This is a genomic window from Streptomyces composti (assembly GCF_012034205.1).
GTDB lineage: Bacteria > Actinomycetota > Actinomycetes > Streptomycetales > Streptomycetaceae > Streptomyces > Streptomyces composti.
Genome location: NZ_JAATEM010000024.1, coordinates 118,734 through 125,931, shown reverse-complemented (window position 1 = coordinate 125,931; position 7,198 = coordinate 118,734). Strand labels below are relative to the sequence as shown.

General features: G+C 69.3%; 7 protein-coding genes. 1 reads left to right on the top strand and 6 read right to left on the bottom strand.

Translation table 11 applies throughout. The features are described 5' to 3' along the window. Positions 1–498 precede the first annotated feature (498 nt). Positions 499–1,110, top strand: a complete 612-nt coding sequence (locus tag HCJ93_RS20450) for a hypothetical protein (RefSeq protein ID WP_167997206.1) — start codon at positions 499–501, stop codon at positions 1,108–1,110. A gap of 167 nt (positions 1,111–1,277) precedes the next feature. On the opposite strand, the gene HCJ93_RS20445 is transcribed toward HCJ93_RS20450, so the two are convergent. The 6 genes from HCJ93_RS20445 to mycP all read right to left on the bottom strand — a co-directional run bounded on the left by HCJ93_RS20445 (position 1,278) and on the right by mycP (position 7,195). Then, the gene (locus HCJ93_RS20445) at positions 1,278–1,580 is read right to left on the bottom strand and encodes a WXG100 family type VII secretion target (RefSeq protein WP_167997205.1); all 303 of its coding nucleotides are present in this window, start codon (positions 1,578–1,580) and stop codon (positions 1,278–1,280) included. Positions 1,581–1,632: 52 nt separating this feature from the next. Next, positions 1,633–1,974 carry a WXG100 family type VII secretion target gene (locus HCJ93_RS20440; RefSeq protein ID WP_167997204.1) on the bottom strand — a complete coding sequence of 114 codons (342 nt, stop codon included), beginning with the start codon at positions 1,972–1,974 and terminating at the stop codon, positions 1,633–1,635. 77 nt (positions 1,975–2,051) lie between these two features. After that, positions 2,052–3,233 (bottom strand): S8 family serine peptidase, encoded by a 1,182-nt coding sequence (locus HCJ93_RS20435; protein ID WP_240967721.1) that lies wholly within the window; start codon positions 3,231–3,233, stop codon positions 2,052–2,054. 115 nt (positions 3,234–3,348) lie between these two features. Beyond that, a complete protein-coding gene (locus HCJ93_RS20430; protein ID WP_167997202.1) occupies positions 3,349–5,097 on the bottom strand; it encodes a hypothetical protein in 1,749 nt (582 codons plus the stop codon). Next, a complete protein-coding gene (locus HCJ93_RS20425; protein WP_167997201.1) occupies positions 5,097–5,534 on the bottom strand; it encodes a DUF2563 family protein in 438 nt (145 codons plus the stop codon). Before HCJ93_RS20425 ends, HCJ93_RS20430 begins: the two co-directional genes overlap by 1 nt. 383 nt (positions 5,535–5,917) lie before the next feature. After that, positions 5,918–7,195 (bottom strand): type VII secretion-associated serine protease mycosin, encoded by a 1,278-nt coding sequence (mycP, locus tag HCJ93_RS20420; RefSeq protein WP_167997200.1) that lies wholly within the window; start codon positions 7,193–7,195, stop codon positions 5,918–5,920. Between the last annotated feature and the right edge of the window lie 3 nt (positions 7,196–7,198).

Genomic DNA, 7,198 nt, shown 5'->3' with positions numbered 1-7,198 from the left:
AGCCTGTCGCGGAACTTTGATCGACTGAACGGGGGCAGGGATCCATGACCGAGCCGGTTGTAGGGCAGCACAGCGACACGCGGGCCCACTGCTGTCGGCTCCGAAAGGCGGCCGAGCAGCGAGGCCGCGATCGCTGATCTGAGCTGCCGAGAAGCACCTGCACGTACGCCCACGAGCTGACAGAGCTTCTGCTCCGGGCCGGGACGGCGCACAGGCTGCGCGAAGCAGCCGTTCCATCCTCGGCCAGGATGCCGCGGACAACGTCACGGCCCTTTCAGGAACAGAGCGTCGTCATGGTCGACGCCCGGGCAAAGGCTGTGCGACTGGACCACGCGCAGCGCGAATCCCTGCGACAGGACTCGCTGAACAGATCATCCCATGCACAGGACAGCGCGATGCGCGAGCTGGACTGAGCGCAACTGCCCTCACCGCCCCGGAAACACTGAGGAGAGTCTCGTGGTAGGTCAACGTCGCAGGCCGCTGACGGTCGCCACCGCCATGGTCACCGCGGCAGTGCTGGTGGCCGGTTGCCAGGACGGCGGCGGAGCCGATCCGCTGTCCTTGAGCGGTCTGACCGAGACCGCGGACGGTATACCGGACGACGGCGCCGACACCTGCCCGTTGCCGTACGACATGGCAGGTGCTGCGAAGAGCGCGGGGTTGTCCGAGAAGACCGGCACTGGCCCGCTCCGGGACGACGGCGGCCCCGTCGCCACCGGCGAGGGCGGCAAACGCGCCGAACCGGGGTCTCCCTTGGCCGAGAACCCGGGTGCTCTGGTGAGCTGCACATTTCATGTCGGTCAGGACGACGTGCACGTACACACCATCGCCACCCGGAAACCCAGCGCGGTGGTCCCTCTCGCCCCTGTGACCGCCGAGCTGACCGGCTCCCCCGTCAAGGAGTCGGTGAACTACATCAACAGAGCCGCCGCAGCCAAGCCCGGAGAGACACTGATCGCCGACAGCGGCAACGTTGCTTCCGTGCGCCTGGAGCTCGAAGGAGAAGGCGACGCCGCCCTCCTGGTCGGCGTCGGGAAGAGTGGCACCGCCTCTCTGAGCCGCAAGCAGGTCGCCGGCCTCACGGAGGCATTCGCGAGCCAGTTGCAGTAGTACAAGGGGAGAGGTCCGCCCTTGAGGTCCGGGCGGCACTGCTCGACCTCACGGCTCGGAAGTGCCGCATGTCGTGCGTGAGGGCCCCCGCACAGGACACAGGGTGGACATCTCCCGCGCATGTCCACCCTGTCGTCGTCGCTCGTGCGGTTTGCGGACCGGACCCGTTACATGAAGTAGCTCGCGCCCTTCAGGTCGCCGCCTCGGTAGTCACCGCCGGCGGCGCCGACGCGCCTGCCGATCGAGACCAGGGCCTGGTGGATGGCGGAGGCGTGGCGGTCCCACTCCTTGGTCTTCTTGGTGAACTCCTCGTAGGCTTCACCGCCCCAGCCCGCGGCGGCGTCCAGTACGGCCTTCTTGAGGGCCTCGAGGTCCTCCTCCAGCTTCTTGGCCTGGTCGCCGAGCTCGGTCGCGAGCGCGTCCATCGTGCCGTACTTGACGGCGAGTTCGTCGTAGTGGGGAGTGGGCATGTCTTCCTCGTTTCTCTGAGGGCCGGTGGTGGGTGTCGGGGCGTCGACCCGGTCAGTACTTGCTGAGCGCGGAGGTCTTGCCGCCGAGGTCCTCCACCGAGATCTGGGCGATGTCGGCCTCGATCTGGTCCTCGAGCTTGCGCTTGTCGGTCTTGTTCAGCTGGATGCCCTCGAGGAAGTCGTCCAGCATGCGGCCGATGGCGGCCATGTGGGTGTTGATCTCGGTCTGCTTCTTGTCGAAGGCGACCGCACCCTGTCCCGTCCAGTTGCGCTCGATCATGTCGATCGTGCCCTGGAGGCGGCCGAGCGACGCGCGGATCGAGTCGTAGCGGTCGATGACGTTGGTCTGGAGCTTCTGTACCTGGGCCTCATACAGCTTGCGGCCGTCAGCCATGTCGGCGTCCCTTTCGTGAGAGGAGAGGTGGTGGTGGATGCAGGAAGGGGGCGGGGGTGAGGTGGTGGGGCGAGTGGCTACGTGCCCCTGCGGGAGCGGTAGGCGGCGAAGGCGCCGCCTCCCATGATCAGGAACGCCGCTGTGGCGCCCACCGTCACCCACAGCATGGTGTTGTCGGACTCGTCGGCGCCTGACGCCGTCTCGGAGGTGCGGTCCCCGTCGGCGGGGGCGCCCTTCGAGGGCTGCGGCTTCGACTCCTTAGAGGCGCTGACCGGTTCACCGTCGGCGGTGACGACTCCCCTGACGTTCTCCTTGGCGAGGGGGTCGGTGTTCGGCGGGCCGGGCTGGTAGTTCTTCTTCTCGAGCACCTTGCGGGGGCGGATCAGGCCGTAGCCGAGGTAGACGCTCGGGTCGTCGCGGGCCCAGTCGCGGCCGGCGGTGTCTATGAGGCTGCCGAGGACCTGATTGGCGGTCCAGTCGGGGTGAGCGGACCAGACGAGGGCGGCGGAGGCGGAGGCGATGGCGGTGGCCATGCTGGTGCCTTCACCCGTGCAGTAGCGGTTGAAGCTCTCGTCGCACCACGTCGGCACGTTCAAGCCCGGGGCAGCGAGATCGACATAGTTGCCGTACTCGGAGAACTTGCCCACTTTGCCGGACTCGTCGGAAGCGGCGACACCAACGACGTAGGGATAGCGGGCCGGGTAGTTGATCTTCCCGCCGGTCTCCGCGTCATTGCCCGTGCTGGCGAACAGCAGCTTGCCTTTCTCGTGCGCATACTTGAGCGCTTCATCGAGTCCCGGCGTGTCGTACTCGCTGCCGAAGGACATGTTGATGATCTTCACATCGCTGTCCGCGATCGCCTTGATCACCTTCCGGACGTCCGGCGCCTTCGTGCGCTCTGCCTTGTTGAGACCGACCGTCGCGATCCGGTATGGAACGATCTTGGCGTCGGGGGCCAGGCCTCGCAGCGAACCACCGGTTCCGGTGCCGGCGATCAGCTCGGCCATGGAAGTGCCATGGCCGTCGTGATCGACGGTGGCTTTGTAACCGAGAGCCTCTGGGACTTCGTCGGTCAGCACTTGGCCTTTCAGCGACGGCGTGTCCGGGTTGACGCCGGTGTCGACGACCGCGATCTTCACGCCCTCACCGGTACTGACCTTCCACATCTCCTCGGCCTTCATGGCCGACAGGTACCACTGCTGCGACCGTACGTCTGCGGCAAGGGCATGGGGGGCCAAACCTGTCGAAAGGATGGCCATGGTGCCCAGCAACGAGCCGACGGCAGCGACTCGCCTGCTGTGTCGCCCCGGCCTGCTCACGCTCCACCTCGAGCGTCCCTCGAACCTTGAGACCATTGCTCTGTCTGCCCTCGCTTCAGTCCGGCCGACCGGTCGCCGATTCGTCGCCACCCCGTTCCGCGCGGCGCGAACGACCATTTTTTGCAGCGGAGTTGCGTGTATCGCCACGTTGAGCGCCGCCGCCGTCTCCGACGCGTTCAGGTGTCCGTGAGCCGGACTGCCCAGCTGTCCTGGGCATTCCGACCACTCCGTCGGCGTTACCGGGAGCGCGGCGGGATGACCGCTGTGCCTGTGGCGCGGCCGGAGGAGCCCCGATCACTCCGTGCCGCGTGGGCTTCTGCCCTCCGCTCGTACGCGGGGCGGAGGCGACTTCACCACCGACCACAGTGCCGCGAGGCAGCTTGGAGCTGTTTCGGCCGGCAGCGTTGCCCGGCGTGGCGCCGGTGACGGGTCGGCCGCCGACGACACCAGTGCTGCGCCCGGTGGCACCCCCCGTCGGTCCAGGACCCTTTGGCGCGGCGGCGTGGCCTGTCACCGGGCCAACCGGCTTCGGCATGCCTCCGACGATCCCACGCGTCCCCGGCCCGGTTCCGCGCGGAACGACCTGCCCAGGAGTGACCGTACGCCCCACGGGTGCTACGCGGTCGGCCCCACGGCCTCCCACGGGCGCCGGCCCTTGTCCGTGCACAACGGGACGCGGGCCTTGCCCCATGGGACCCGGTCCCTTGGGCGGCACAGCTCCTGTTGGAGCCCCGGCCCGGCCGGGGATTGCTGACGGAGGCATTCGCGTTGCCGGCCCGCCGCCTGGGCCGGTTACGCGTCCCAGCGGACCGCGCAATGCCGGGGAGGGTCCAGTGGGAGCCACAGGCGGCGGCACGGCTCCCGTGGCTGCTGGGGTGCCGCCGACGGTCGGCGGGGTGCCGGTGGCCGGTCTCACCGCTTCCTGGGGCGGCAAGGTGCCAACGCTGTTGATTTCCGTGCCCGCCGGTCGTGGAGCCAGCGCGTCGACCGCATTGGGTACCGGGAGGTCCGCATCCGGCCCGTGGGCTCCGGCTCCAGTCACCGCCCGGCCACGACCCGTCGGCGCCAGTGCCTCGGAAGGCGCCAAGGAACCGGACTCGTTCCTGGGGACCCCGCCGTCCACACCATTCACCGGCGGCGGTACCCCCACGTCCGGCATCTTCGGGAACACCGGCTCCTCGGCCTGCTGCATGTAGCCGGCCGACACCGTGTAGAACGAAGCCAGGCGGTACATCTGGTTGATGGCCTCCTGGCGGTTCTTCTCCGCCTTGAGGGCCGCCGCGTACTCCTCGTTGCTCTCGACCCGCTTCGACTCGGGAATGTCGTCGACGGTCTTGCGCTCGCTGCGGGTGTCGCGCGGGGGCATGGAGGCGCGGACCTGTGCGAGGCCCGCGCCGGCAGCCAGCACCTGAGTGCCGATGACGTCCGCGTAGTCGCCCACGCCCTCGGCGGTCTTCACCAGGCTCTGCGCCCAGCGGTCGAACGCGCTGTGGGCCTCGCCCTGCCAGTCGATGCCGGGCAGGTTGCCCTTGAGCTCCTCGGCGGCCGCCTTGATGGCGTCGCGGGCGGCGACCAGGGCCGTGCCCGCGGCCTCCAGCAGCTCGGGCTTGGCCGACTCGACGATGTCGATCATGTCGTTGAGGTCGTAGCCCTCGAAGCTGGTGCGGCCGAAGTGGATGCCCCGCATGGAGGCCCCGCCGAAGGGGTTGAGGACCTTGCCCGTCTGCATGACGGCGTCGAGCGTGCCGTTCTGCGCCTGGGCCTGGGTGTACGGGTCGGGTGATGTGTTCTTGTCGCCGCTCATCAGTACCCCGCGTCCGCCCGGTCGGCGCGGTTCCTCCGCTCGGGCTGCGTCTCCAGGGCCTTCTCGTACTGCTCGTTGATCGTGGTACGGATCTCGTGGAACCGCCGCCGCTGCTCTTCCTCGAGGTTGTCGAAGTCGACGTCCACCCCGTGGACGGCGATCTGCATGGCCTCGAGCTGGAGGGCGAGGGACTTGGAGAGCGCGGTGATCCGTTCGTGGACGCGCTCGTACTCGCGGTGCAGCATGGTGCCCTCGGGGAAGGCGCCGCTGCCGAAGGCGGTCTGGGGCAGGCTGCACCTGCCGACGTTGGACGATCCGCCCGCCGATGCCTCGAAGGCGGTGAGCAGGTCGTCGATGCGCTTCTTGAAGGTCGAGAGCGCCATGACGCCGCGGCGCAGGTCCGCGCCGCCGCCTCCGCCCCCTTCTGCAGGCAGCATCCTCTGCCGTCCTCCCCGTGTCCCCGTGCCCCCGTCAGGCCCCGTTTGTCCCGCTGTTCTGCGTGGTGCGGCAGTTGTGCCGCGTGGTACGGCAGTCGTGTCGCGAGGTGCGGCATCGCCTGCTCCACCTCATGCACCTGCTGCACCTGCCGCACCCTGATGCACCCGGTACCGCTGTGCCTGCTGCGGTACGGGCGTCCACGTCGCCCCAGTGCAGCAGACATGATCACGTGGCACCACTCTAGTCACAGGCACCGACAGCCCAACTTCCTTCTGCAAAGCCGCCGCTGCCGCGAAGAAGGTGCGCTTTGTACTCCTCCCCCTCGCCTGATCAGTACGTTTTCCGGCCACATGCGCACTCGTCCGCGCCTCGGCGATGTTCGTCACATTGCAGAGTGGTCATGGTGAACACCCTGTTTCCCGGCTCGCCGGCGCGCGTCCCTGATCGCCACGGCCGCTCCGGCGAGGCCCGCCACCAGCACCGCCGCGCCGACGGAGACGTAGGTGGCGAGGCGGGCGTTGCGCTCGTCGGGGGTCTCGCCGAGGGCGAGTTCGGCTGCGGCGGGGGCCTTCGCGCGGGCCAGGCCCTCCTGGGGGCGGGGGGACTCGATGGGCCGGGTGTCCTCGGTGAGGGCGCGGACCGGGTCGACGACGCCCCAGCCGACGAGCCGGTCGCGGCCGGCGATGGTGCGTTCCGCGGTCTGCTCGATCTGGGCGGTGATCTGACGCCGGGTCCAGTCGGGGTGCTTGGCCTTGATGAGGGCGGCGAGTCCTGCGACGTAGGGCGCCGAGAAGCTGGTGCCGTTGTCGAGGCAGTGGCCGCCCTTGGGGACGGTGGAGATGATGTCGACGCCGGGTGCCGCCACATCGACGAAGTCGCCGGACTGGGAGAAGGAGGCGCGTTCGTTGTTGCGGTCGGAGGCGGCGACGGCGAGGACGCCCTCGTAGGAGGCGGGGTAGGTCTTCTTGACGTTGCCGCCGAGGCCGTCGTTGCCCGCGGAGGCGACGATGACGATCTCGCGGGCGAGGGCGGCGTCGACGGCGGCCTCGAGGCCGGGGTCGGGTTCGGCGGCGCCGGCGGTGTCCTGGGAGATGTTGATGACGTCCGCCTCGGCCTGGATGGCGTGGCGGATGGCGGCGGCGAGGCTCTTGGTGTCGCCGTTGCCGTCGGCGTCGTTCTGCTGGATGGGGATGATGGTCGCCTCGGGCGCCAGGCCGACGAAGCCGGTCCTGTCGTCGGGCCGGGCGGCGATGATGCCGGCGACCTTGGTGCCGTGGCCCACGGTGTCGGTGGTGCCGTTCTCGCTGCCGCGCTCGACGGGGTTGCCGTCCTCGTTTTCGGCATCCCTGGGCAGGAGGTTGCGGCCGCTCTGGACGTCCACCGCGTTCTTCAGCTGGGGGTTCTTGACGTCGACGCCGGTGTCGATGACGGCGACGCGGACGTTCTTGCCCCTGGACTGGCGCCAGACCTCGTCGAGTTGGACGCGCTGCAGGGACCAGGGGCGGCCCGGGTAGACCTTGTTGGGGTAGGCGCACTCGTCGGTGAAGGAGTCGTCCGCCAGGGAGTCGTCGGCCGCGGCGGGGGCGGCCGCCGGCAGCGCGGTGACCAGCAGGGCTGCGGTGAGCGCCAGGGCGCGTGCGAGGGTGCGTGCGGGCCGCATCGG

What these genes read in the sequence shown, in the direction of transcription:
- HCJ93_RS20425 (WP_167997201.1), bottom strand. Translation starts at nt 5,534, where the DNA reads ATGCTGCCTGCAGAAGGGGGCGGAGGCGGCGGCGCGGACCTGCGCCGC.
- HCJ93_RS20435 (WP_240967721.1), bottom strand. Translation starts at nt 3,233, where the DNA reads ATGGCCATCCTTTCGACAGGTTTGGCCCCCCATGCCCTTGCCGCAGAC.
- HCJ93_RS20445 (WP_167997205.1), bottom strand. Translation starts at nt 1,580, where the DNA reads ATGCCCACTCCCCACTACGACGAACTCGCCGTCAAGTACGGCACGATG.
- HCJ93_RS20450 (WP_167997206.1), top strand. Translation starts at nt 499, where the DNA reads ATGGTCACCGCGGCAGTGCTGGTGGCCGGTTGCCAGGACGGCGGCGGA.
- HCJ93_RS20440 (WP_167997204.1), bottom strand. Translation starts at nt 1,974, where the DNA reads ATGGCTGACGGCCGCAAGCTGTATGAGGCCCAGGTACAGAAGCTCCAG.
- HCJ93_RS20430 (WP_167997202.1), bottom strand. Translation starts at nt 5,097, where the DNA reads ATGAGCGGCGACAAGAACACATCACCCGACCCGTACACCCAGGCCCAG.
- mycP (WP_167997200.1), bottom strand. Translation starts at nt 7,195, where the DNA reads ATGCGGCCCGCACGCACCCTCGCACGCGCCCTGGCGCTCACCGCAGCC.